Consider the following 22,617-nt stretch of genomic DNA (forward strand, 5'->3'; position numbering starts at 1 on the left):
CCCCGGTAAAGAAGAACGCGGTGTATCAGACACTCTGTAGAGGCTGGTTTTGGGACTGCTACGCAGCCCAACGCGGGACAAGCCCGCTCGCCACAACAGCTCTTCCGCCGGGCGTTTAGCGTTAAGCCAAAGCTGTGTAGATACCTATGCCATCAGGGGGCAAGTCCCCTCCCACATTTGTTAGCATTGCCTGCACAATCAGGAGTTCACTCGACATGGCCGTTACCTGCACCACCCTTGAAGAAGTGCGAACCAACATCGACCACCTCGACCAGCAAATCGTCACCCTGCTGGCCGAGCGCGGCCGCTACGTCTCCCAGGCTGCCCACTTCAAGAAAGATGCCGATGGCGTCAAGGCACCGCAACGGGTCGAACAAGTGATCGCTAAAGTGCGCAATCTGGCGCAGGCGGCGGGAGCCAATCCGCAAGTCACCGAGCAGGTGTACCGCGCCATGATTGCAGCGTTTATCCAACAGGAACTGGCTGACCATGCGGCGCTGACCACTCAACAGGCGGCCTGCCCCCCTGAAGTCAGCTGAGCACAGGTTTGGCCTCAACCGTAAGCCCAACACATTTCTCACACCCGCTTCACATCCGTCCGACGAATCCCCTTCTAGACTTTCCCTATCAGCCGTAAAACGGCCAGGGAGTACGCCATGTGGCGCTATGCGGTCATGTTGTATGCGGTGCTGGGGTTGGCGGGTTGTCAGACCACCCATCAGGAATTATTGGCCAAGGGTTATCCGCCGGCGTTCGCCGATGGCTTTGACGATGGCTGCAGCAGCGGTCGCCAGGCGGCTGGGGTGATCAGCGGGGAGTTTCGCAAGAACGTGCCGCGCTATCTGAAGCAGCGCGAATATGCCGAAGGCTGGGAGGACGGTTTTCGCCAGTGCAAGGCGATGCGGGAGAACGAAGAACTGCGCGATTACAAAGAGCGCCATTGGGATGAGCGCGAACGTGAGTGGCAGCAGGAGAAGGATCGCGATGCGGCTCGGGCCTATCGCGCCCAATAGGTCGCTTTCAGACATCCAGCGAAACTAAAGCGCGGCGAACATGGCCCAAGCTCCATAGAGGAGATCATGATGAGCCGTGCTTTTGTTAATGAAGATAACGCCGCCGCCCAGGCCGATCAGCCGGTGGAGCGTCAAGTCAGTGAGCAACCCAACCGCCTGACCGCGCAAGGTCTGGCGCAGTTGCACGCCAAAGTCGCGCAGTTGCAGCAGGAACATGGCGCTGAATCCGCCAAGGGCGAGCAGGCCGATAAACAGCGCCAGGCCGACCTTGAGCGGGATTTGCGCTATTTCAACCAGCGGGTGCAAAGCGCCCAGGTAGTGGCGCCTGCCACGTCCACCGACCAAGTACAGATCGGCAGCTGGGTCACCTTCGCCAACGAGCAAGACGAACAGCAGCGCATCCAACTGGTGGGTGAAGACCAGGCCGACGCCAACGCCGGTTTGATCAACTGGGGTTCACCCCTCGGCCGCGCATTACTCGGTGCACGCATCGGTGACGAGGTGTTGTGGAAGCGCCCCGTCGGCGATCAGTTGATCGAAGTGCTGCACATCGACGCCGAGGTTTAGACGATGCCTTGGGCCAGCATCGCGTCGGCGACTTTCACGAAGCCGGCGATGTTCGCGCCTTTGACGTAGTTAACCCGGCCGTGTTCTTCGCCATAGTGCACGCACGCGTGGTGGATCGACTGCATGATCGCGTGCAGCTTGCTGTCCACTTCCCCGGCGGTCCATAGCAGGCGCATGGCGTTCTGCGACATTTCCAGGCCGCTCACCGCCACACCGCCGGCATTGGATGCTTTGCCGGGTGCGAATAGAACCCCTGCCTCGATAAAGATATCCACAGCCTCCAGCGTGGTCGGCATATTGGCGCCTTCAGCCACGCAGATGCAGCCATTGCCCAACAACGTGCGGGCCGCGTCGGCGTCCAGCTCGTTCTGGGTGGCGCAGGGCAAGGCGATGTCGCAGGCCAGCGCCCACGGCGTTTGCCCTTTGCGGAACTCCAGGCCAAAGCGCTCGGCCAGTTCGCTGATACGGCCGCGCCGCACGTTTTTCAGTTCCAGCAGCGCCGACCATTGTTCTTCGGTCAGGCCACTCTCGGCGTACAGGGTGCCTTCGGAGTCAGACAAGGAAATCACCTTGCCGCCCAGGTCCATGACCTTACGCGCCGCGTATTGCGCCACGTTGCCGGACCCAGATACCGCGACGCGCTTGCCTTCCACGCGCAGGCCGTCGCGCTTGAGCATTTCTTCGGCAAAGTACACACAGCCAAAACCGGTGGCTTCCGGGCGGATCAGGCTACCGCCGTAGGTCATGCCCTTGCCGGTGAACACCGAGGTGAACTGATTGCTCAGCCGTTTGTACTGGCCAAACAGGAAGCCGATCTCACGGGCACCCACGCCGATATCACCGGCCGGCACGTCGACATCCGCACCGATATGCCGGTACAGCTCGCTCATGAACGCCTGGCAGAACCGCATCACTTCTGCGTCGCTCTTGCCCTTGGGATCGAAGTCCGAACCACCCTTGCCACCGCCCATGGGCAGCGAGGTCAGGGAATTCTTGAAGGTCTGTTCAAAGGCGAGGAATTTCAAAACCCCCAGGTTGACCGACGGATGGAAGCGCAGGCCGCCTTTGTACGGGCCGATCGCGCTGTTCATCTGGATGCGGAATCCGCGATTGACCTGGACCTTGCCCTGGTCATCCACCCACGAAACCCTGAACGTAATCGCACGCTCGGGCTCGCACATGCGCTCCAGGATGCCAGAGGTCAGATAGTGCGGATTGGCTTCAAGAAACGGCCACAGGCTGCGCAGGACTTCTTCTACTGCCTGGTGAAATTCCGGCTGGTCGGGGTCACGTTTCTTAAGGCGAGCGAGGAAGGATTCGACGGATTCGATCATGAAGAGTCTCGGCAAATTGATTGTTTTTAAAATGAGATTGGGCCGGACTTTAACAATTCATGTCGCACCGCGACAGGGCAAAATGTCGCCTTTGTGAATTTAAATGGTGCAATGGATATAAATAAATCAGAGAAATGGACGTTTTATGCACTTAAAAAGGGATTGCCAAGCTGGGGCGTGCACCGTCAGAGGAAGTGCTATCGCGGGCGAGCCCCCTCCCACAGTTGAATGATGTGGGGCAGGGAAAATGTGCAAAAAAAAACGGTGCCCGAGGGCACCGCTTTTTTCAACCCGGCCCGAATCAGGCCAGTTTTTTGTGGCGTACGCGGTGCGGCTGGGCAGCAGCATCGCCCAGGCGCTTCTTGCGATCGGCTTCGTACTCGGTGTAGTTGCCTTCGAAGAACACCGCTTGGGAGTCATCTTCGTATGCCAGGATGTGCGTCGCGACGCGGTCAAGGAACCACCGGTCGTGAGAGATCACAATGGCGGCGCCAGGGAAGTCCAGCAGGGCTTCTTCCAGGGAACGCAGGGTTTCGACGTCGAGGTCGTTGGACGGTTCGTCGAGCAGCAGCACGTTGCCGCCCTCTTTCAGGGTCAGGGCCAGGTGCAAGCGGCCGCGCTCACCACCGGACAGGTCCTTGACGAACTTCTGCTGGTCGCCGCCCTTGAAGTTGAAACGGCCGACATAGGTGCGCGACGGGATTTCATAGTTACCGATGCGGATCTGGTCGGAACCGTCGGAAATCTGCTGGAACACGGTCTTGCTGCCGTCCAGGTCTTCACGGCTCTGGTCAACACAGGCCAGCTGCACGGTTTCACCGATTTCAATGCTGCCCGAATCCGGAGTTTCCTTGCCCATCAGCATGCGGAACAGCGTGGATTTACCCGCACCGTTACCACCAATTACGCCGACGATCGCGCCTTTTGGCATGGAGAACGACAGGTTGTCGATCAACACGCGGTCGCCGTAGCCCTTAGTTACGTTCTTGAATTCGATGACCTTGTCACCCAGGCGCGGACCGGCCGGGATGTAGATCTCGTTGGTTTCGCTGCGCTTCTGGAATTCCTGCGACTGCATTTCTTCAAAGCGTTGCAGACGCGCCTTGGATTTGGACTGACGGGCCTTGGCGCCTTTGCGCACCCACTCCAGTTCTTCCTTCATGGCTTTTTCGTGAGCCGATTGCTGCTTGGACTCGGCGGCCAGACGGTCGGACTTGGCTTCCAGCCAACCGGAGTAGTTACCCTCGTAAGGGATACCGGCGCCACGGTCGAGCTCGAGGATCCAGCCGGCCACGTTGTCGAGGAAGTAACGGTCGTGCGTGATCGCAACCACGGTGCCCGGGAAATCGTGAAGGAAATGTTCCAGCCAGGCGACGGAATCGGCGTCCAAGTGGTTTGTCGGTTCGTCGAGCAACAACATGTCGGGGGCCGACAGCAGCAGGCGGCACAGGGCCACACGACGCTTTTCACCACCGGAGAGGTGCTCGACCTTGGCGTCCCACGCCGGCAGGCGCAGCGCATCGGCGGCAACTTCCAGCTGGCGCTCCAGGTTGTGACCGTCGCCGGCCTGCAGGATGGCCTCAAGCTTGGCCTGTTCGGCGGCGAGCTTGTCGAAGTCGGCATCCGGTTCGGCGTAGGCGGCGTACACCTCGTCCAGGCGCGCCTGGGCGTCTTTGATCACGCTGACGGCCTCTTCGACCACTTCGCGCACGGTCTTGGTCGGATCCAGAATCGGCTCCTGCGGCAGGTAACCGATGTTCAGCTCCGGCATCGGGCGCGCTTCGCCTTCGAATTCGGTGTCGACGCCGGCCATGATTTTCAGCAGGGTGGATTTACCCGAACCGTTGAGGCCCAGCACGCCGATCTTGGCGCCGGGGAAGAAGGACAACGAAATGTTTTTCAGGATTTCCCGCTTCGGTGGGACGACTTTGCCCAGCCGATGCATGGTGAAGACGTATTGAGCCAAAATGGAGCCCTCTGATGAACTGTGTAAACAAAGGCCGGTATTCTACGTCAAGATGAACCTGTGCACAGATGCAGAACGCCGACCGGTGTCACACAGCCGGCATCAGAACAACCTGATGGCCAGCACGTTCAGGTCCAGCGTACTGTGCAAAAGCATCACCAGCAGGATCGCCGAGGTGCACAGCGTCTGGCCCAGTACCCCGCGATGGATCTGCCGCGCTGCCGGTGGGCCGAACGGCCTCCTCGGCCAGTCGGTCGCACAGCGAAACGATCAGCGCGGAGGCTTCAATCAGTTTAAGGGTGGTGGGAAATCCTTGGATTAATCGAAGCCCAGGTACAGCACGATAAGGTCGACCTGGCTGTGCACCATGCCGGCGTGCAGGGTCTGCGGCGCAATCCATACGGCCATGCCAGGCTTGAGCAACCAGCGCTGGTCCTCCGTGTGGCCGTGGAGCATGCCTTTTTTACCAACACGAATTGACCGACGGAGTGCCTGTGGGGCTCGCCCTCGTCGTCAATCCTGCTCAACTGCCTTTCAATGACCAGCGCTGAATAGTGTGTTCCATCGTAATGCATGCCTACCCCAGTCAGTCTTCTCGGAATCCACCCGCGCCAGACGCTTGCCGCACACCGTCGCGCCGGCTACCCAGCCCAGGGCGGCGAGCATGATCAGGGCGCCGCTCGACAACGCACCACTGGCCAGGTTGCGACGTGCCACCAGCCAGTCGGAAGCGGGCGTCATATCGGCCCCGTAACGGCGCTGATAAATGTCGCGGATATAAGCTACTGTTTCTGGTGCACCCTGCTCCCTTCTTCTAATTATTTCGAACCGTGCGTGATCATTTTCATCTTGGCTTGAAGTGTGCAGAAAACTATTCATGACGTATCCCTGTGAACGGCATTTGCCGCTCACAAAGCTACGTAACCCCTACTTGATCGAACATGCTCAGGCAGGACAACAAGTCGATTGAAACGGACGACTGACGCGGCCGCTCGCGGCCACGTTCAGTCGGGCGGGACTGGCACTTTGCCACAAGTCAAGGCATGCTAGCCGCCCTCCGGGCGTCCGGCTTATAGTGCACGTCGCGCGCCAGTCCAGCCAAACCGCAGGATTACAGCTTGTCCAAAGTCACGCCGCCAACTCCTTTGCGCGCCGCTCATCTAGCGCCAGGAGCGCCCCTGCACGGTCCTCTCAAAGGCGCATTGGCGACGCTCGTCCTTCTGCTGCTCGCTTTATTGTTCTGGCAACTGCTGGATCAACTGCAGCAAAACCAGAAAAACCAACAGCAATACACCATCGACTACAGCGCCGACCTGGCCGAACAAATCAGCCTGAACATGGCCCTGAGCGCCAAGATCGCGCTCAACCTGCTGCCGATGGTCGAGGCGCCCCGCGACAGCGAACAGCAACAGGCCTTGATGCGCACACTGCAGCGTTCCCTGCCGGAATTGCGCAGCGTCGCCCTGCTGGCTCCCAGCGGCGCGATGATCAGCGACAGTGCCACGGACAGCCAGGACAGCGCCTGGCTCGACGAGCTGGTAGAGCGCAGCCACGGCCAGGCGTATTACCTGAGCAACAACGACGACGGTTCCCTCATCTATTTGCTGCTCCACCAGCCCAGCGGCGGCTCGCGGGTCTACTGGGCGCTACGCCTGGCGCCCGAGTACCTGGCCAACCTGACTCCCCAGGACAACCAGGGCCAGCGCCCGACGTGGGCCATCGAGAATCGCCTCAACCACCGCGTGATCAGCCGCGACACCGGCATGCCGGCCCAATGGGCCGGTGCCCTGACCCCGGACGAATTGAACAAAACCGTACTGATCACTCCCCTGAGCAAAAGCGACTGGCAACTGCGCGGCCTGTTCGACCGCACCGCCGTGCTCGAAGAACTGCTGCCGGCGTTTATCGGTAAATGCCTGTTGGGGCTGGCGTTCTCGCTGATCCCGGTGATTGTCCTGCTGAACATGCGCCGCCGTCAGCGCCAGGTGCATGAGGGCCGGCGCCGTTATCAGGATATTTTCGAAGGCACCGGCGTGGCCCTGTGCGTGCTGGACCTGTCGGGGCTCAATGCCTTTTTCGATAAGGCTCGCCTGCAGACCCGCGAGCAACTGCAGGCCTGGCGACTGGCCGACCCGGCGCAGTGCCGGCTATTGCTCAGCGAACTGCGCATCACTGAAATCAACCAGGTGGCGGTGCGCCTGCTGAACGTGGGCTCGTGCGAAGAGGCCTGGCAGCGCCTGATCAGCGATTGCCCGGACAACGCTACCTCTATCGGCTATCACGTGCTTGAGGCGGTCCTGACTCAGCAGGACCAGTTGGAGCTGGAAATCCAGCTCAAGGACGTGGCCGGCAACGAACAGTACCTGTGGCTGGTCATGCGCTTGCCGGAGCAGCAGGACGATTTCAAGGCGGTGATCCTCAGCATCAGCGATATCACCAGCCGCAAGCTGATCGAGCTGTCGCTGGTGGAGCGCGAAAGCTTCTGGTCGGACGTGGTCCGTACGGTGCCCGACCACCTGTATGTGCAGGACGTGATCAGCCAACGCATGATTTTCAGCAACCATCACCTGGGCCACACGCTCGGCTATAACCGCGCCGAACTGCAGCAAATGGGCGAGTACTTCTGGGAGATCCTGCTCCACCCCGAAGATGCCGAGCACTACCACGAGCTGCGCCAGCAGCAACGCCAGGCGGGCTACGCGACCCAGCTGCACTGTCAGTTGCGCTTTCGCCATCGCAATAACCAGTGGCGACGCTTCGATATCCGTGAACAGGCCCTGGCCCGGGACAAGAGCTCGCAAGTCACGCGCATCATCGGCGTGGCCAAGGACATTACCGACCAGATCGAAGCCAGCGAATCGCTGCGCGACAGCGAGCAGCGCTACCGCATGCTCGCCGAAAGCATCAGCGACGTGATCTGCTCCACCGACAGCCAGCTGGCGCTCAACTACATCAGCCCATCGGTCAATGCGGTGCTGGGCTATGACGTGGACTGGGTGTTCAAGAACGGTTGGCAATCGATCATCGCCAACCCGCAGCAATTGGCCGGCATCTACAGCCTGGTGGAACAGGTCAGTCGCGCGCTGGGCGACCAGGCGGCCCTGAGCAAACTGCGCGATCAGGTGCAGACCCAGCTGTTTCTGTTCGACTGCCTGCGCGCCGATGGCCGCAAAGTGCCGATCGAACTGCGCGTGGTGCTGGTATGGGACGAGCACGGCACCTTCGAGGGCATCCTCGGCGTGGGCCGCGACATCAGCCAGCAACGCCGCGCGGAAAAAGACCTGCGCATGGCGGCCACGGTATTCGAGCACTCCACATCGGCGATCCTGATCACCGACCCGGCCGGCTATATCGTGCAGGCCAACGAAGCGTTCAGCCGCGTCAGTGGCTATGAAGTGGCGGATGTGCTGGACCAGTTGCCGAACATGCTGACCGTCGACGAGCAGCAGGAAGCCCACCTGCGCTACGTTCTCAAGCAATTGCACCAGCACAGCACCTGGGAAGGCGAGGTGTGGCTCAAGCGCCGCAACGGCGAGCATTACCCGGCCTGGGTCGGCATTACCGCAGTGTTCGACGACGAAGGCGACCTGGCCAGCTATGTGTGTTTCTTCAGCGACATCAGCGAGCGCAAGGCCAGCGAACAGCGCATCCACCGCCTGGCCTATTACGACGCCCTGACTCACCTGCCCAACCGCACATTGTTCCAGGACCGCCTGCACACCGCGTTGCAGGCGGCCGAACGGCAGAAGTCGTGGGTGGTGCTGATGTTCCTCGACCTCGACCGCTTCAAACCGATCAACGACTCCCTGGGCCACGCCGCCGGCGACCGCATGCTCAAGGAAATGGCAACCCGCCTGCTCGGCTGCGTGGCCGAAGACGACACCGTAGCGCGCATGGGCGGCGACGAATTCACCTTGTTGCTGCAACCCCGGGTCAATCGTGAACTGGCGCTCAACCGCGCCATTCATGTGGCCGAGCAAATCCTTGCGAGCCTGGTGAAGCCGTTCGTGCTGGAAGGCCGCGAGTTCTTTGTGACCGCCAGTATCGGTATCGCCCTGAGCCCGCAGGATGGCAATGAGCTGAGCCAACTGATGAAAAACGCCGACACGGCGATGTATCACGCCAAGGAGCGCGGCAAGAACAACTTCCAGTTCTACCAGGCCGACATGAACGCCAGCGCGCTGGAACGCCTGGAACTGGAAAGCGACCTGCGCCACGCCCTCGACCAGAACGAATTCGTGCTCTATTACCAACCGCAGTTCAGCGGCGACGGCAAACGCCTGACCGGCGCCGAAGCCCTGCTGCGCTGGCGCCACCCACGGCGCGGGCTGGTGCCCCCAGGCGACTTCATCCCGGTACTGGAAGAGCTGGGCCTGGTGGTGGACGTAGGCGACTGGGTCATCAGCGAGGCCTGCCGCCAGCTCAAGACCTGGCATCAGAACAAAGTGCGCGTGCCGAAAGTCTCGGTGAACATCTCCGCGCGGCAGTTTTCCGACGGCCAGTTGGGCACGCGCATCGCCAACATTCTGAAGGACACCGGCCTGCCGCCGGCGTGTCTGGAACTGGAGCTGACGGAAAGTATCCTGATGCGTGAAGTCAACGAAGCCATGCACATCCTCGACAGCCTGAAAAACCTGGGCTTGAGCATTGCGGTGGACGACTTCGGCACCGGTTACTCGTCGCTCAACTACCTCAAGCAATTCCCCATCGATGTGCTGAAGATCGACCGCACCTTCGTCGACGGCCTGCCGTCCGGCGAACAGGACGCGCAGATCGCCCGCGCGATTATCGCCATGGCCCACAGCCTGAACCTGGCGGTGATCGCCGAGGGCGTGGAAACCCATGAGCAACTGGACTTCCTGCGCGAACATGGTTGCGACGAGGTCCAGGGCTACCTGTTCGGGCGGCCGATGCCGGCGAATCGGTTCGAGGCGCAGTTCAGCAATGATGCCCTCTTCATGTTCGATTGAAGGGTGTGGTGCGGCCACTGGCCTCATCGGGGGCAAGCCCCCTCCCACATTTGAATGTATTCACAAATCGAAGGTGGGAGGGGGCTTGCCCCCGATGAGGCCGGCACAGCCACCACCCATCCCGAGGTGAATCCCGCTTGTCCGCGACATGACGTCCTTTCATATGCCATCTAAAACCCATTGGGTTAGAATGCCCTCCTTTTCTGCCCCCGATCCTTGAGGACCGCCATGTTCAGCCGTGATTTGACTATTGCCAAGTACGACGCCGATCTCTTCGCCGCCATGGAGCAAGAAGCCGTGCGCCAGGAAGAGCACATTGAGCTGATCGCTTCGGAAAACTACACCAGCCCTGCGGTGATGGAGGCTCAAGGCTCTGTACTCACCAACAAGTACGCCGAAGGCTACCCGGGCAAGCGCTACTACGGTGGTTGCGAGTACGTCGACGTGGTTGAACAACTGGCCATCGACCGTGCCAAGGAACTGTTCGGCGCCGATTACGCCAACGTCCAGCCGCACGCCGGTTCCCAGGCCAACAGCGCCGTGTATCTGGCCCTGCTGCAAGGCGGCGACACCATTCTGGGCATGAGCCTGGCCCACGGCGGTCACCTGACCCACGGCGCCAGCGTGTCCTCCTCCGGCAAGCTGTACAACGCCGTTCAATACGGTATCGATGCCAATGGCCTGATCGACTACGACGAAGTCGAGCGCCTGGCCGTTGAGCACAAGCCAAAAATGATCGTGGCCGGTTTCTCTGCCTACTCGCAGATCCTGGACTTCCCGCGTTTTCGCGCCATCGCCGACAAAGTCGGTGCCTACCTGTTCGTCGACATGGCCCACGTGGCCGGTCTGGTCGCCGCCGGCGTCTACCCGAACCCGGTGCCATTCGCTGACGTGGTCACCACCACCACCCACAAAACCCTGCGCGGTCCACGTGGCGGCCTGATCCTGGCGCGCGCCAACGCCGAGATCGAGAAGAAGCTGAACTCCGCCGTCTTCCCTGGTGCCCAGGGTGGCCCGCTGGAGCACGTGATCGCCGCTAAAGCGATCTGCTTCAAGGAAGCCCTGCAGCCTGAGTTCAAGACCTACCAGCAACAAGTGGTGAAGAACGCCAAGGCCATGGCCGGTGTGTTCATCGAGCGTGGCTTTGACGTGGTGTCCGGCGGTACTGAAAACCACCTGTTCCTGCTGTCGCTGATCAAGCAGGACATCTCCGGTAAAGATGCGGACGCTGCCCTGGGCAAAGCCTTCATCACCGTGAACAAAAACTCGGTACCGAACGACCCACGCTCGCCGTTCGTCACTTCCGGCCTGCGTTTCGGCACCCCGGCTGTGACCACTCGCGGCTTCAAGGAAGCAGAGTGCAAGGAACTGGCCGGCTGGATCTGCGACATCCTGGCTGACCTGAACAACGAAGCCGTGATCGACGCGGTACGTGAGAAGGTCAAGGCCATCTGCAAGAAGCTGCCGGTATACGGCGCTTGATTGCAGTTGCTTGAATAAGAAGCCCGGCTCTAGAGCCGGGCTTTTTTATGCCAGATTTCAATGTGAAATGCGCTCAAGCCCCCTGCCACAGGGTTTTCAGGGTTGGTAGACCTTGGCAAAGCCTTCGCGGATCTTGTCTTCCGGCAATTCATCGGCAATAAACACGATCACACTCTCCCGAGCCTCGCCCTCGCCCCACTGCGTGTCCCAGTCGAAACCATAGAGCTTCAGCACACCCTGGAACACCATGCGCCGCTCCTCCCCGGCAATATTCAGCACGCCTTTGTAGCGCAGCAATTGCTTGCCGTGGTCTTCCAGCAGTTCGTTCATAAATTCACTGAGGCGGTCGATATCCAGCGGCTGGTCGGTGCGCAGCACCAGGCTGGAGATACGGTCGATGGACGGCGCCTGGCTCACCGGACGCAGGCTCATGCCGGCATTGAGGTTGAAACCACGGACATCGAGCAACTGAGCCAAATCTATCTTGCCGTGCTCGACGACGTGGATCGGCGCGCGACGGTTGATACGCGTCAGGCGTTCGCTGAGAGCGTCGAATGTGGTGGCGTCCACCAGATCACGCTTGCTCACCAACAAGCGGTCGGCAAAGCCAATCTGCGCCTGGGCGATGGTCTGGGTCAGGTGGTGCTCGGCGTGGGCTGCGTCCACCAGGGTGATGATGCCGTCGAGGATGTAGCGCTCGCGCAATTCCTCGTCGATGAAAAATGTCTGGGCCACCGGCGCCGGGTCGGCCAGGCCGGTGCACTCGATCACCAGGCGGTCGAAAGCAATCTCACCGCTGTCCAGGCGTTCCAGCAGCAGGTAAAGGGCCTTGGTCAGGTCGGTGTGGATAGTGCAGCAAACGCAGCCGTTGGACAGGGTCATGACCTGCACCGGCTCGGCGCCCAACAGCTGAGTATCGATACCGGCGTCACTGAATTCGTTTTCGATCACGGCGATTTTAAGGCCGTGCTCGGCTTTGAGCAGGTGGCGCAGCAAGGTGGTCTTGCCGGCGCCGAGAAAGCCACTGAGAACGGTCACTGGAATGGGAGAGAACAAACAGTTCTCCTTATTAACTGAAGAAACACAAAACAAATGTGGGAGGGGGCTTGCCCCCGATAGCAGTGTGTCAGGCACTTATGTGTCACTGAGACACCGCTATCGGGGGCAAGCCCCCTCCCACAGTGGATCATCGCCAGCCCGAACTAACGGGTCAGCAGCACTTGGGCCCACCCTTGCCACCGTAACGGGCTTCCTGGCGTTCCCGGAAGAACGCCTTGTAGTCCATCACCGGTTTGTCCGGGTGCTTGGTTTGCATATGCTCGACGTAGGTGTCGTAGTCGGGCATGCCGACCATCAGGCGTGCGGCCTGACCGAGGTATTTACCCAGGCGACTGATGTCATTGAACATGGCTGCAATCCTCGATCATGCGTCCGGAATGGCCTGGAACGGGGCTTCTTTATCCGTACGTTCCTTGTTGCCCCAGGCGGCGACGCCGACCTTGAGCGCATAGAACAGGATGCTGAATACCACGAACAGGAACAACGCCGTCAGTGTCGCGTTGGTGTAGGCGTTCCAGATCACGTGCTGCATCTGGTCGATGCTCTTGGCCGGCGCGAGGATCTGACCACCGGCCAGGGCATCGCTGTACTTCTTGGCCAGCGACAGGAAGCCGATTGCCGGGTTGGCGTCGAACAGCTTGATGAAGCCTGCGGTGGTGGTGCAGATCAGCAGCCATACGGCCGGCAGCATCGTTACCCAGATGTAGCGCTGGCGCTTCATCTTTATCAGCACAACGGTGGCGAGCATCAGCGCGATACCGGCCAGCATCTGGTTGGAGATGCCAAACAGCGGCCACAGCGTGTTGATACCGCCCAGTGGGTCGATCACGCCTTGATACAGCAGGTAACCCCACATCGCTACACAACCGGCGGTCGCGATCAGGTTGGCGGTCCACGACTCGGTACGCTTGAGCGCCGGCACGAACGAGCCCAGCAGGTCCTGCAGCATGAAGCGACCGGCACGGGTACCGGCGTCGACAGCGGTCAAGATGAACAAGGCTTCGAACAGGATCGCAAAGTGGTACCAGAACGCCATGGTGTTTTCACCCGGCAGCACACTGTGCAGGATCTGCGCGATACCGACTGCCAATGTCGGCGCACCGCCGGCACGCGCCAGGATGGTGGTTTCGCCGATGTCATGGGCCACCGCCTGCAGCGCTTCCGGGGTGATTGCAAAACCCCAGCTGCTGACGGTCTGCGCCACGGCCATTACGTCACCGCCAACCACGGCGGCCGGGCTGTTCATGGCGAAGTACACACCGGGCTCGATCACCGAGGCCGCGACCATCGCCATGATGGCCACGAAGGACTCCATCAACATGCCGCCGTAACCGATGTAGCGGGCGTTGGTTTCGTTATCCAGCAGCTTGGGCGTGGTGCCCGACGAAATCAGCGCGTGGAAACCCGAGACCGCGCCACAGGCGATGGTGATGAACAGGAACGGGAACAGCCCGCCTTTCCACACCGGGCCGGTGCCATCGATGAACTGGGTCAGCGCCGGCATTTTCAGCTCGGGCATGGTGACCAGGATACCGATCGCCAGGGCAATGATGGTGCCGATCTTGAGGAAGGTCGACAGGTAGTCGCGCGGCGCCAGGATCAGCCACACCGGCAATACCGCCGCCACGAAACCGTAGCCGATCAGCATCCAGGTGATTTGCACGCCGGTGAAGCTGAACGCCTTGGCCCACACCGGATCGGCGGCAATCTGCCCGCCCAGCCAGATCGAGCCGAGCAGCAACAGCACGCCGATGATGGAAATCTCGCCGATGCGGCCCGGGCGGATGTAGCGCATGTAAATGCCCATGAACATCGCGATCGGGATGGTCGCCATCACCGTGAAGATGCCCCATGGGCTCTCGGCCAGGGCCTTGACCACGATCAGCGCCAGCACCGCGAGGATGATGATCATGATCAGGAAGCAGCCGAACAGCGCGATAGTCCCCGGAATGCGCCCCATCTCTTCGCGCACCATATCCCCCAGGGATCGGCCGTTGCGACGGGTGGACAGGAACAGCACCATAAAGTCCTGCACCGCACCGGCCAGCACCACGCCGGCGATCAGCCAGAGTGTGCCGGGCAGATAGCCCATCTGCGCCGCCAGCACCGGGCCGACCAGCGGGCCTGCGCCGGCAATGGCGGCAAAGTGGTGACCGAACAGGATGTGTTTGTTGGTCGGCACATAGTCCAGACCGTCATTGTTGAGCACTGCGGGGGTGGCCCGCCGTGGGTCGAGCTGCATCACGTTGTTAGCGATGAACAGACTGTAGTAACGGTAAGCAACCAGGTAGATGGCCACTGCGGCCACCACAATCCACAAGGCGTTGATCGCCTCGCCGCGGCGCAAGGCCACTACGCCCAGGGCGCACGCTCCTACGATTGCCAGCACCAGCCAGGGTAAGTGGCGTAGCAGGCTATTATTATTTTTCATTTTTATATTCCAGCCAGGGTGGACAGAAAGGACAGCCACTCGGAGTTTAGCGCTGTTGGCCCCAAAGGCCACCCCCCTCCATTGGTCTAGAGCCCTGCAGCGCTGAAAAAAGCAGAAAAAATCGCCCAATGATGGCGCAGGGCTACACTCCATCCATCCTCAGAGGGTTTCACCATGACCGATCACCCGTCCGACCGCCGCTATTTCCGCCGGATCGCCCTGGATGCGAAAACCGAACTTCGCCAAAACGAGCAGCAATGGCCAGTAACCTTAGTGGATCTGTCGCTCAAGGGCCTGGCAGTAAAGCGGCCCGAACATTGGAAGGGCAATAAAGACCTGCCGTTCGAGGTGGATATCCGCCTGGATCCCAAAGCGCATATCAAGATGCAGGTCAGGCTGACCCATGACGATCACGGCCAACTGGGCTTTGTGTGCAAAGAAATCGACCTGGATTCGATCAGCCACCTGCGACGGCTGATCGAATTGAACCTCGGCGATCAAGATGAACTTGAGCGAGAGTTGGGCGCTTTGCTGGCGCTATAGGCTCAGGGAAACGCCTCGCGGCCGGGAAAGTCGCTTTCCATGTCCCAGTAGCCCTTTTTCTGGCTCGACGCAACTTGCCATTGCCCGTCGACATAGCGATACGTCTGGTAGCGCGTGGTGAAATCGTCCTCACCGTCGCCGTCCATAAACGACGATACCTGCAACAGTTCATCCGGCCCGCCACTGGCCGGCGTCGCCACCTGCCAGTCAGCCTTCCCCGTGTGGGCCAGGGTCAGCGGTTGAGGCTTGCCGTCCGCGCCGGTGTAGCTCAGCGGGGTGAGTTGCTGTTTGGCCGGCAGCAGCAATTGAGTGGCAGGGCCGCTGTAGGAGCCCATCGGCGCGGTCTCATCGATGCTCAGGAAATACACCGGCGCGGGTAAACCCTTGAGCGGGGCTTTACCGACCTCGGCCAGCGGGTAGCCAAGGTCCTGCTGCGCAACCACTTTATCGGCGGCCGACACCAGGCGTACTTGAGCCTCAAGCAGCGGGTTGTCGACCAGATCGCCGGGCTCGTCGAACGAGTCCTCATCCAGCCCACTGCCCCAATTGTCCTTATGCATCTGCGCGCTGATGCGCTGGTCTTCCAGGATCTGCAGCTGGTTGCCCTCTTCGGTTGCCAGCGTCTGGGCCAGGCGGTAACCGGGCGGCAGCTCGGCAGCCGCGGCCATGGCGGGCGCGCCGGTCAGGGCGACAAGCAGGGCGACTACCGCCCAGTCGTTCGATCGTTGCATCGGGTGGTTCCCTTGTTATTCGAAAAGTGCATCGAGCGCCTGCTCCAGCCGCGTCACCGCAATGACCTGCAGCCCCGCCGGCGCTTCCTTCGGCGCGTTGCCCTTGGGCACGATCGCGCGCTTGAAGCCGTGCTTGGCGGCTTCCTTGAGTCGTTCCTGACCGCTCGGCACCGGGCGCACTTCGCCGGACAGGCCGACTTCACCGAACACCAACAGGTCATGAGGTAATGGCCGGTTGCGCAGGCTGGACATCACCGCCGCCATCAAGGCCAGGTCGGACGCAGTTTCCAGCACCTTGACCCCGCCGACCACATTGAGAAATACGTCCTGGTCGTGGGTCGGAATGCCGCCATGGCGATGCAGCACCGCGAGCAGCATGGCCAGGCGGTTCTGATCCAGCCCCAGCGTCACCCGACGCGGATTGGCCAGATGGCTGTCATCCACCAGCGCCTGGACCTCCACCAGCATCGGCCGGGTGCCTTCCCACGTGGCCATGACCACGCTGCCGGGGACTTCCTCCTGGGCGCGGGTCAGGAAAATCGCCGAAGGGTTGGAAACTTCCTTCAACCCTCGGTCGGTCATGGCGAAGACACCCAGTTCGTTGACCGCACCGAAACGGTTCTTTACCGCCCGCAGCAAACGCAGGCGTCCGTCGGACTCGCCCTCGAAATACAGCACAGTGTCGACCATATGCTCCAGCACGCGAGGCCCCGCCAGCGCACCCTCTTTGGTGACGTGGCCGACCAGGAAAATCGCCGTGCCGCTCTGCTTGGCATAACGCACCAGCAGCGCCGCGCTCTCGCGTACCTGGGACACACCGCCCGGCGCCGATTGCAATTGCTCGGTAAAAATCGTCTGGATCGAGTCGATCACCATGACTTTGGGCTTTTCCACACGAGCCGTGGCAATGATGCTTTCGATGCAGGTTTCGGTCATCACCCGCAACTGGTCCTGGGGCAGGCCCAGGCGACGGGCGCGCATGGCCACTTGTTGCTGGGATTCTTCACCGGTGACGTACAGCGCCGGCATGCGGCTGGCAATGCTGCACAAGGTCTGCAACAGAATGGTCGACTTGCCGATGCCCGGGTCGCCGCCGATCAGCACCACCGAGCCATCCACCAGGCCGCCGCCCAGCACCCGGTCCAGTTCACCGGAGGCCGTGGAAAATCGCGGAATCTCTTCGACGCTGACTTCAGCCAGGGTTTTGATCTGCGCCTGTTGCCCGGTCCAGCCGGCGCGACCGGTGGGCGCAGCCGCCCCGCCGCTCTCGATCATGGTTTCCGTCAGGGTGTTCCACGCGCCGCATTCGCCGCACTGGCCGGCCCACTTGGGAAAGGTCGCGCCGCACTCCGTGCAGCCGTACATGCGCTTGGCCTTTGCCATTCGAGAACCTCCAACTGAAAAACCGCGATGATAGCTCAGCGCGACGCCGGGGTCCGGATTTCACCGCTGGCCAATCGCGAGGCACTGTTACCCACCGGGTCTTCGGCGTTGAGGTCGGCGCCCTTGGCCTTCAGTTCATCCAGCAGTTCGATGCGCTTGAACAGCCCGGCGTACATGGCGGCGGTCTGCCCGGCACCGTTGCGCTGGTCGGGGTTGCAGTCGGTGGCCAGCAGGCGCTGGGCAATTTTCAGCTCACCCTTGAAGATCGCGCCCATCAGGGCGGTGTTACCGCGTTTATCCTGCACGCAGGCGTCGGCACCGGCGTCCAGCAAGCGCTCCACAAAGGGCGCCTGGCCATGGTAGGCGGCGAGGATCAGGGCGGTGTAGCCCTTGTCGTCCTGGGTGTTCAGGCTGTAGCCGGACTCAATGAATGTATTGAGCATGTCGAGGTCGCCACGGCGGGCGGCGTCGAAGTAATAGTCCTGCAGTTGCGCCTTGAGCGCGACCGGGTCGGCGGATTCGGCCCGAGCCGTGAAGGCCAGCATGGCGATCAGCAAGCCAATGGAAATACGCATGGGAGTTCTCCTGCCAAGGGATCGGCGCCCGCGTGGACGCCGATCGGAACCAACGGGTCAGTCGGTCAGTTTGTCGGCCAGCGCCTTCACGCGGGCCAGATCGCCCTTGGCGACCTTGGCCACGCCGGTGCCGTATTCCGGATCGGCCTTATAGAGGAACGAGAGAATGATGTGCTTGCTCTCGTCATCGGTGGTGGCCAGGGAGCCGCCGAAGTTTTCAATCAGGTCCTGACGCTCTTTCTGACTGTACGAACGGTACAGATCACCGGCCTGCTTGAAGTTCTGCTCGCGCTGGATTTTCGCCTGCTGGGTGCTGCCGGACAGCGGCAACTGGCTGTAGCGCGCGGCTTGTGGCTCTTCACGCGGTTCCAGGCGGCTTGGCTGATAGTTCACACCGCTGCTGGTCTTGCCGCTGTTCATCGCGCCGTCCTGATTGCCGTTGTTGACGGTCACGCGCGGGGCGTTGATCGGCAGTTGCAGGGCATTGGCGCCCAGGCGGTACATCTGGGTGTCGGCGTAGGAGAACACACGGCCTTGCAGCAGGCGGTCTTCAGACGGCTCGATGCCCGGCACCAGGTTGGCCGGCGCCATGGCGACTTGTTCGGTCTCTTGGAAAACGTTGGCCGGATTACGGTTGAGGACCATCTGCCCCACTTTGCGCTCGGGCACATTCGGCCAGATCTTGGTGGCGTCCAGTGGATCGAAGTCGAACTTGGCCAAGTCTTCAGGCTTGAGCACTTGCACATACAAGTCCCACTTCGGGAAGTCGCCCTTGTTGATATGGGTGACCAAGTCGTTAGTCATGTGGCTGTAATCGCGCCCCTGTACTTGCACCACTTGTTTGGGATCTAAATTCTTGATGCCTTGCAGGCTCTTCCAGTGGAACTTGACGTAATGCACTTCGCCCTTGGCGTTAATCAACTTGTAGGCGTGTACGCCATTGCCATCCATTTCCCGGTAACTGGCGGGTGTGCCGGCGTCGGAATACAACTCGGTGAGCGTGCGGGTCGACTCGGGAACATGGGAGAAGAAGTCGAACCGGCGGGAATCGTCGTCCAGGTTAGTGCGCGGATCAGGTTTGAACGCATGCACCATGTCAGGGAACTTGATGGCGTCGCGAATAAAGAACGTCGGGAAGTTATTGCCCACCAAGTCCCAGTTACCGTCAGCGGTATAGAACTTGGTGGCGAAGCCGCGTGGGTCACGCAGGGTTTCCGGGGAATGGTTGCCATGCACCACGGCGGAGAAGCGCACGAACACCGGGGTGGTCTCGCCGGCGGCGAATACTTTGGCCTTGGTGAGGTCGCTGAGGCCATCGGTCACGGTGAAGGTGCCGTGGGCGCCGGTGCCCCGCGCGTGCACCACACGCTCCGGGATACGCTCGCGGTCGAAGCGTTGCAGTTTCTGAATCAGCTGTACGTCTTGCAGCAGCACCGGGCCGGTGGCACCGGCGGTTTGCGAGTTCTGGTTATCGCCAACCGTGGCACCGTTGTCGCGGGTGAGGTTGGCGGCGTGTACAGACAGGGAAAGCAGGCTGGCGGTGGCCAGGAGCAGCGCGTGTCGCGCCAGCACCGGCCCGCGGCGGGTTGGATTTTTCATCAAGGTTTCCTCTGGTTTTTTTGATGCACATTCAGTTGTGCTTGCCAGAGGCTAGTGACCCGAGAGTCAGAAGATAAATAGAAAACTCATACCAGGCCGATTAATAAATGAGTGTGGTAACCCACTGAATTTCCGGGTATTTCGCGCGCGATTGGTGGCACTTTGCAAACTATTTGCGTTTTAATGTGTCGATAAAAACCAACAGTGTTAACAGTTGTGTCGCGCAAGCCCGCATCGACTGACTTACACTTGGCACCACCCTTCTCATCTGTAACAAGGAATAACCTATGGGCGTGATCAGTGAGTTCAAGGCCTTCGCGGTCAAAGGTAATGTGGTCGACATGGCCGTCGGTATCATCATCGGCGCCGCCTTCGGCAAAATTGTTTCCTCATTTGTAGGCGACGTGGTGATGCCGCCGCTCGGTCTGTTGATCGGCGGTGTGGACTTCGGTGATCTGGCGATCACGCTCAAGGCCGCCCAGGGCGATGCACCGGCCGTGGTGCTGGCGTATGGCAAGTTCATCCAGAGCGTCGTCGACTTCCTGATCGTGGCATTTGCAATCTTCATGGGCGTGAAGGTGATCAACCGTCTCAAGCGCGAAGAGGCCAAGGCACCGAGCCTGCCGCCGACGCCGACCAAGGAAGAAGTGCTGCTGGGCGAGATCCGCGATCTGCTCAAGGCACAGAACGACAAGCCGCTTTAAGCCGCACCGGTTTGCAAAAAAGGCGCCTCCAGGGGTAATGCCAGTCAGTTAAGGAGGAACACTGTAACTGTGGCGAGCGGGCTTGCCCCGCGTTGGGCTGCGCAGCAGCCCCAATAGGAGCGTCGCAGTATGCCAGGCAGCTCCGGGACTATGTTTTGGGGCTGCTGCGCAGCCCAACGCGGGGCAAGCCCGCTCGCCACAGGTGACTGATTGTCCGTTCCGTCTCTTAACTGACCGGCATTAGCCTCCAGGGGCGCCTTTCGTTTACCAGTAGTTCTCCACCGCCACCTGGCCCGGTCGCCTGGAGAGCGACAGGTTCATGTCGCGTTTCTTCAGCAGTTGGCGGGTGTCATCGACCATCTGCGGGTTACCGCAAATCAACACGCGTGAATGCTCGGGGCTCAGTTTTACCCCGGCCGCCCGCTCCAGCTCGCCGTTTTCGATCAAGGTGGTGATGCGGCCGTTCAAGGCCCCCGGGTGCTGCTCACGAGTGACGATAGGCAGGTAGGTGAGTTTATGCGCGTACTCGGCCAGGTATTCGCGCTCGCCCAGTTCCTTGATCAGCGACTGGTAAGCCAGCTCCCTGGCCTCACGTGCGCTGTACACCAGGATGATGCGCTCGAATTTTTCCCAGGCTTCGAAGTCCTGCAGGATCGACAGAAACGGCGCCACGCCGGTGCCCGTGCCCAGCAACCACAGGTCGCGGCCATCGACGAATCGGTTCAACGTCAGATAACCCGTGGCCTGACGCTCCACCATCAGCGTGTCGCCGACACGCAGGCGGCTAAGCTCACTGGTGAACTCCCCCCCCGGTACGACGATCGAGAAGAAATCCAGGTACTCGTCAAAAGGCGCCGACACCACGGAATACGCGCGCCATACAGTGCTGCCATCCGCCTTGGTGACCCCCAGGCGCACAAATTGGCCGGCGGTGAAACGAAATCCCGGATCGCGGGTGGTGCGCAGGGTGAAGAGGCTGGGGGTGAGCGATTGCACGTCGAGCAAGGTCTGGCAGGTGTATTTTTCAGCGCTGGCCGTCATGGGGAACTCCGATCTGCAGAGGCCACTAGTGTCCCTCAAAGCCGCGCCGGCTAACACCGGTGATTTGTACTGGCATTATCGACCGCTGACGGAATGTCGATCGCGACGATAGAAAGACCCTTTATTAGTTACGGCTTTTGACTGATCAAGTTCTTGCACATGCACTAATCATTTAGCTATTAACGTCCTCCCGTTCGATTACTAGAGTAAAAAGCCTAACCAAATGATGTCAATTAGACACTACTTGAAAAGCCTCAAAATCAATACTCTTTTAAATAGCTACACAAAACTGTTAAGTCTGTACAAGTTAAAACCCTCGAAAATTACCAACTACTATTAATTTTTTTTCGTACCTGAAAGTAGCCGGTGTCCTACACTCTTTTCCGAGCAGCATTGGGATCAGGACGTACCCAAGCCATGCCAATTCACATGGAGAGTTATCGATGGTCAACTGGCACAACACACGCCCCCCAAAACTGAAAGAGGAGGACGAGATCACCAGTGTCTTTGAGATGGTCGTCAATGAAACCTACGCCCTCGGCTTTCACTTCTGCGCCTTCAAAATGAGTACTCAGCACACGACTAATCAAAATCTTGTATTCGAAAAAAACAACTATCCAAATGAGTGGAACAAACTCTACCGCCGCGCCAAGTTTTTTCATTACGACCCTGTGGTGACTCACTGCCAACGCTCTGTGTTGCCGTTTGTGTGGAAAGAAAGTGCCTTCGAAAGTTCGCCGCATCTGTGGCAACTGGCTCGATCCTATGGCGTGCATTTGGGGTGGACACAGCCGTTGCACAGCCCACACGGCGTGGTCAGCATGCTGACATTGAGCCGCCGCACAGGCGAAATCACCCCGGAGGAACTGTACGAAAAAGCCGGCAATGCCCTGTGGCTGTGCCACGCGCTGCATACCGTAGTGGCGCATAAATACGCCAACGGCCCAACTGCCAGGCCGTCCACAAAGTTGACCGCGCGCGAAATCGAAGTGCTGCGGTGGTCGGCGCTGGGCAAAACCGCGGCGGAGATCGCACAGATCCTGTGCCTGTCCGAACGCACGGTGGGGTTTCACAACTGCAGTTCGATGCGAAAACTAGGGGTCAATAACAAGATCGCCGCCGTGATGGTGGCTGCAAAGGCCGGCTTTCTATAAACACCGCATGTAATCCGCACAAAAAAACCGTAACATTTGCGACCAGTTCCGGGTGATGACGCAGC

General features: G+C 60.3%; 20 protein-coding genes. 8 read left to right on the forward strand and 12 right to left on the reverse strand.

Going from position 1 to position 22,617, the window contains the following annotated elements; all coding sequences use genetic code 11:
- Positions 1–215 precede the first annotated feature (215 nt).
- The 3 genes from QRN10_RS17995 to QRN10_RS18005 all read left to right on the forward strand — a co-directional run bounded on the left by QRN10_RS17995 (position 216) and on the right by QRN10_RS18005 (position 1,580).
- On the forward strand, positions 216–539 hold the full coding sequence (locus tag QRN10_RS17995; protein WP_253509473.1) for a chorismate mutase: 324 nt from the start codon (positions 216–218) through the stop codon (positions 537–539).
- A 117-nt stretch (positions 540–656) separates the two neighbouring features.
- A complete protein-coding gene (locus QRN10_RS18000) occupies positions 657–1,013 on the forward strand; it encodes a hypothetical protein (protein WP_181080047.1) in 357 nt (118 codons plus the stop codon).
- Between the two features lie 69 nt (positions 1,014–1,082).
- Positions 1,083–1,580: a GreA/GreB family elongation factor gene (locus tag QRN10_RS18005; protein ID WP_253509476.1), complete on the forward strand. Its 498-nt coding sequence runs from the start codon at positions 1,083–1,085 to the stop codon at positions 1,578–1,580.
- Here QRN10_RS18005 and gdhA read toward each other — a convergent pair.
- From gdhA to QRN10_RS18025, 4 genes are all read right to left on the reverse strand, one after another.
- A complete protein-coding gene (gdhA, locus tag QRN10_RS18010; RefSeq protein WP_285428823.1) occupies positions 1,577–2,914 on the reverse strand; it encodes an NADP-specific glutamate dehydrogenase in 1,338 nt (445 codons plus the stop codon). The two genes, QRN10_RS18005 and gdhA, sit on opposite strands and share 4 nt — an antisense overlap.
- Before the next feature lie 301 nt (positions 2,915–3,215).
- Positions 3,216–4,880, reverse strand: coding sequence for an energy-dependent translational throttle protein EttA (ettA, locus tag QRN10_RS18015; protein WP_181080050.1), 1,665 nt, complete (start codon positions 4,878–4,880; stop codon positions 3,216–3,218).
- A 318-nt stretch (positions 4,881–5,198) separates the two neighbouring features.
- Positions 5,199–5,336, reverse strand: coding sequence for a cupin domain-containing protein (locus QRN10_RS18020; protein WP_181080051.1), 138 nt, complete (start codon positions 5,334–5,336; stop codon positions 5,199–5,201).
- Between the two features lie 78 nt (positions 5,337–5,414).
- On the reverse strand, positions 5,415–5,759 hold the full coding sequence (locus tag QRN10_RS18025) for a hypothetical protein (RefSeq protein WP_266246848.1): 345 nt from the start codon (positions 5,757–5,759) through the stop codon (positions 5,415–5,417).
- 239 nt (positions 5,760–5,998) lie between these two features.
- On the opposite strand from QRN10_RS18025, the gene QRN10_RS18030 reads away from it, so the two are divergent.
- Together QRN10_RS18030 and glyA are read left to right on the forward strand one after the other, a co-directional pair.
- Positions 5,999–9,850 carry a sensor domain-containing protein gene (locus tag QRN10_RS18030; protein ID WP_285428824.1) on the forward strand — a complete coding sequence of 1,284 codons (3,852 nt, stop codon included), beginning with the start codon at positions 5,999–6,001 and terminating at the stop codon, positions 9,848–9,850.
- Between the two features lie 228 nt (positions 9,851–10,078).
- Positions 10,079–11,332: a serine hydroxymethyltransferase gene (gene glyA, locus QRN10_RS18035; RefSeq protein WP_017528864.1), complete on the forward strand. Its 1,254-nt coding sequence runs from the start codon at positions 10,079–10,081 to the stop codon at positions 11,330–11,332.
- A 96-nt stretch (positions 11,333–11,428) separates the two neighbouring features.
- Here glyA and yjiA read toward each other — a convergent pair whose 3' ends face one another.
- From yjiA to QRN10_RS18050, 3 genes are all read right to left on the reverse strand, one after another.
- Positions 11,429–12,388, reverse strand: a complete 960-nt coding sequence (yjiA, locus tag QRN10_RS18040) for a GTPase (RefSeq protein ID WP_285428825.1) — start codon at positions 12,386–12,388, stop codon at positions 11,429–11,431.
- Between the two features lie 154 nt (positions 12,389–12,542).
- A complete protein-coding gene (locus tag QRN10_RS18045) occupies positions 12,543–12,740 on the reverse strand; it encodes a YbdD/YjiX family protein (protein ID WP_003194308.1) in 198 nt (65 codons plus the stop codon).
- Positions 12,741–12,755: 15 nt separating this feature from the next.
- The gene (locus tag QRN10_RS18050) at positions 12,756–14,822 is read right to left on the reverse strand and encodes a carbon starvation CstA family protein (protein WP_034100834.1); all 2,067 of its coding nucleotides are present in this window, start codon (positions 14,820–14,822) and stop codon (positions 12,756–12,758) included.
- A 174-nt stretch (positions 14,823–14,996) separates the two neighbouring features.
- Here QRN10_RS18050 and QRN10_RS18055 point away from each other — a divergent pair, with 174 nt between their 5' ends.
- The gene (locus QRN10_RS18055; protein ID WP_285428826.1) at positions 14,997–15,365 is read left to right on the forward strand and encodes a PilZ domain-containing protein; all 369 of its coding nucleotides are present in this window, start codon (positions 14,997–14,999) and stop codon (positions 15,363–15,365) included.
- 2 nt (positions 15,366–15,367) lie between these two features.
- Here QRN10_RS18055 and QRN10_RS18060 read toward each other — a convergent pair whose 3' ends face one another.
- From QRN10_RS18060 to katB, 4 genes are read right to left on the reverse strand one after another with little or no spacing between them, the layout of a single operon-like run.
- A complete protein-coding gene (locus QRN10_RS18060; protein ID WP_266246854.1) occupies positions 15,368–16,096 on the reverse strand; it encodes a hypothetical protein in 729 nt (242 codons plus the stop codon).
- A 15-nt stretch (positions 16,097–16,111) separates the two neighbouring features.
- Positions 16,112–17,479, reverse strand: coding sequence for a DNA repair protein RadA (gene radA / locus QRN10_RS18065; RefSeq protein ID WP_181080056.1), 1,368 nt, complete (start codon positions 17,477–17,479; stop codon positions 16,112–16,114).
- A 35-nt stretch (positions 17,480–17,514) separates the two neighbouring features.
- Positions 17,515–18,054, reverse strand: a complete 540-nt coding sequence (locus QRN10_RS18070) for an ankyrin repeat domain-containing protein (RefSeq protein WP_181080057.1) — start codon at positions 18,052–18,054, stop codon at positions 17,515–17,517.
- A gap of 57 nt (positions 18,055–18,111) precedes the next feature.
- A complete protein-coding gene (gene katB, locus QRN10_RS18075) occupies positions 18,112–19,653 on the reverse strand; it encodes a catalase KatB (protein WP_181080058.1) in 1,542 nt (513 codons plus the stop codon).
- A gap of 287 nt (positions 19,654–19,940) precedes the next feature.
- Here katB and mscL point away from each other — a divergent pair, with 287 nt between their 5' ends.
- Entirely contained in the window at positions 19,941–20,357 is a 417-nt protein-coding gene (mscL, locus tag QRN10_RS18080) for a large-conductance mechanosensitive channel protein MscL (RefSeq protein WP_181080059.1), read from the forward strand.
- A 264-nt stretch (positions 20,358–20,621) separates the two neighbouring features.
- On the opposite strand, the gene QRN10_RS18085 is transcribed toward mscL, so the two are convergent.
- Positions 20,622–21,398, reverse strand: a complete 777-nt coding sequence (locus tag QRN10_RS18085; RefSeq protein WP_253509493.1) for a ferredoxin--NADP reductase — start codon at positions 21,396–21,398, stop codon at positions 20,622–20,624.
- A 443-nt stretch (positions 21,399–21,841) separates the two neighbouring features.
- Between QRN10_RS18085 and QRN10_RS18090 the strand changes: the two genes are divergently transcribed.
- Positions 21,842–22,552 carry a helix-turn-helix transcriptional regulator gene (locus QRN10_RS18090; RefSeq protein ID WP_285428827.1) on the forward strand — a complete coding sequence of 237 codons (711 nt, stop codon included), beginning with the start codon at positions 21,842–21,844 and terminating at the stop codon, positions 22,550–22,552.
- Positions 22,553–22,617 lie beyond the last annotated feature (65 nt).

This window comes from Pseudomonas sp. lyk4-R2A-8 (assembly GCF_030209095.1).
Classification (GTDB): domain Bacteria; phylum Pseudomonadota; class Gammaproteobacteria; order Pseudomonadales; family Pseudomonadaceae; genus Aquipseudomonas; species Aquipseudomonas quebecensis.

Bases quoted from the DNA above. Each gene is read 5' to 3' on its own strand.
- QRN10_RS18060 (WP_266246854.1), bottom strand. From the start codon at position 16,096: ATGCAACGATCGAACGACTGGGCGGTAGTCGCCCTGCTTGTCGCCCTG.
- QRN10_RS18020 (WP_181080051.1), bottom strand. From the start codon at position 5,336: ATGCTCCACGGCCACACGGAGGACCAGCGCTGGTTGCTCAAGCCTGGC.
- glyA (WP_017528864.1), top strand. From the start codon at position 10,079: ATGTTCAGCCGTGATTTGACTATTGCCAAGTACGACGCCGATCTCTTC.
- QRN10_RS18005 (WP_253509476.1), top strand. From the start codon at position 1,083: ATGAGCCGTGCTTTTGTTAATGAAGATAACGCCGCCGCCCAGGCCGAT.
- QRN10_RS17995 (WP_253509473.1), top strand. From the start codon at position 216: ATGGCCGTTACCTGCACCACCCTTGAAGAAGTGCGAACCAACATCGAC.
- QRN10_RS18000 (WP_181080047.1), top strand. From the start codon at position 657: ATGTGGCGCTATGCGGTCATGTTGTATGCGGTGCTGGGGTTGGCGGGT.
- QRN10_RS18045 (WP_003194308.1), bottom strand. From the start codon at position 12,740: ATGTTCAATGACATCAGTCGCCTGGGTAAATACCTCGGTCAGGCCGCA.
- gdhA (WP_285428823.1), bottom strand. From the start codon at position 2,914: ATGATCGAATCCGTCGAATCCTTCCTCGCTCGCCTTAAGAAACGTGAC.
- QRN10_RS18050 (WP_034100834.1), bottom strand. From the start codon at position 14,822: ATGAAAAATAATAATAGCCTGCTACGCCACTTACCCTGGCTGGTGCTG.
- QRN10_RS18055 (WP_285428826.1), top strand. From the start codon at position 14,997: ATGACCGATCACCCGTCCGACCGCCGCTATTTCCGCCGGATCGCCCTG.
- radA (WP_181080056.1), bottom strand. From the start codon at position 17,479: ATGGCAAAGGCCAAGCGCATGTACGGCTGCACGGAGTGCGGCGCGACC.
- QRN10_RS18085 (WP_253509493.1), bottom strand. From the start codon at position 21,398: ATGACGGCCAGCGCTGAAAAATACACCTGCCAGACCTTGCTCGACGTG.
- QRN10_RS18090 (WP_285428827.1), top strand. From the start codon at position 21,842: ATGGTCAACTGGCACAACACACGCCCCCCAAAACTGAAAGAGGAGGAC.
- QRN10_RS18070 (WP_181080057.1), bottom strand. From the start codon at position 18,054: ATGCGTATTTCCATTGGCTTGCTGATCGCCATGCTGGCCTTCACGGCT.
- katB (WP_181080058.1), bottom strand. From the start codon at position 19,653: ATGAAAAATCCAACCCGCCGCGGGCCGGTGCTGGCGCGACACGCGCTG.
- QRN10_RS18025 (WP_266246848.1), bottom strand. From the start codon at position 5,759: ATGAATAGTTTTCTGCACACTTCAAGCCAAGATGAAAATGATCACGCA.
- mscL (WP_181080059.1), top strand. From the start codon at position 19,941: ATGGGCGTGATCAGTGAGTTCAAGGCCTTCGCGGTCAAAGGTAATGTG.